Source organism: Blautia sp. AM28-27 (assembly GCF_003480905.1).
Taxonomy (GTDB): Bacteria; Bacillota; Clostridia; order Lachnospirales; family Lachnospiraceae; genus Fusicatenibacter; species Fusicatenibacter saccharivorans.
The window spans coordinates 218-593 of record NZ_QUJK01000047.1 but is presented as its reverse complement, the minus strand read 5'-3'; the positions used below and the strand labels follow the sequence as shown (position 1 = coordinate 593).

1 pseudogene is annotated in these 376 nt (G+C 45.7%); it reads left to right on the top strand.

Annotated elements, in window-relative coordinates:
* Window positions 1-376 (top strand): annotated as a pseudogene (locus tag DW743_RS18590) (IS200/IS605 family accessory protein TnpB-related protein); the annotation flags it as partial.

Here is a 376-nt window from a genome sequence, read left to right as displayed (position 1 = left end):
CTTGGGAGTGTATCTTCTTATCGGACGCGTCTGGAACAGTGGAAAGCAGAGGGACAGAAAACAGGAAAGCCGTATCTGAAAAGTGAGCAGTATGCCATGCCTGTTTTTTACCACGATGTCATGTACCGTGGAAACACAGAAGAGAAAGATGCGGCCTTTTTAAAACTGTACGATGGCCATGACTGGAAATGGTTTGCTGCGCGGCTGAAACATACGGATATGGAATATTTAAGAAAACACTGGTCGGGCAAAAAAGCTTCGGCGCCAACGTTGGAGAAGAAGCACCACAAATATTTTCTGCGTTTTACATATGCGGAAGAGGTATCTTTAAACCAGACACCTGTCAAAGAGCAAACGATCTGCAGCGTGGATCTCG